General features: G+C 44.2%; 2 protein-coding genes. Both read left to right on the top strand.

Annotation, left to right across the window (positions count from 1 at the left end; genetic code table 11):
* Positions 1-145 (top strand): helix-hairpin-helix domain-containing protein (locus tag A3756_RS26180; RefSeq protein WP_156490545.1); only part of this gene is annotated, 145 nt, incomplete at its 5' end.
* 24 nt (positions 146-169) lie between these two features.
* On the top strand, positions 170-729 hold a 560-nt coding region (locus A3756_RS16645; RefSeq protein WP_197481351.1), incomplete at its 3' end, for an IF-2-associated domain-containing protein.

Below are 729 nucleotides of genomic sequence, written 5' to 3'. Positions count from 1 at the left end.
TCTTGCTAGTAAAGGTATTGTCACGATGGAAGATCTTGCAGAACAGTCTATCGATGAGTTAATGGAAGTCGATGAGATGGATGAAGAAAAAGCCGGGCAGTTAATTATGACTGCACGAGCACCTTGGTTTGAAAACCAGGAATAAAGACGGGAGTCAGGAGAATTAATCATGTCTGAAGTAACTGTCAAACAACTGGCAAATGATATAGGTGCACCGGTCGACCGACTGTTAAAGCAAATCGCGGATGCAGGTTTACCTGCTCGTGATGAGAGCTCGGTTGTTACTGATGAAGAAAAGCAAACTTTGCTGACTTTCTTAAAGAAAAGTCATGGCGAAGAAAATGACGAGCCTAAGAAAATCACACTGAAGCGCAAGACGACATCAACTTTGAAGATGTCAGCGGGTCAAGGTAAGTCAAAAACAGTTAATGTTGAGGTGCGTAAGAAACGTACCTATGTGAAGCGCCCGGAAGTCTCTTTAGAGCTTGAACAGCAGAAGAAAGAAGAGGCAGAACGAGCAGCTAAACTAGCCGAAGAAGTTGCTGCTAAGAAAGCACAAGAAGCGAAAGAAGCTGAAGAGAAAGCTCGAAAAGAGCAAGAAGCCAAAGAGGCTGAAGCTAAGCGTGAAGCGGAAGATGCTAAGAAAAGTGAAGCGAAAGCGCCGAAGGCTGAAGTACCAGTGACGCCTGCTGAGCTTGAAACAAACGAAAAGCATAAAAAGCACAAGAA

This window comes from Oleiphilus sp. HI0086, assembly GCF_001635225.1.
Note: the sequence above shows the minus strand (reverse complement) of the source record. Positions and strands in the feature narration are given on the sequence as shown.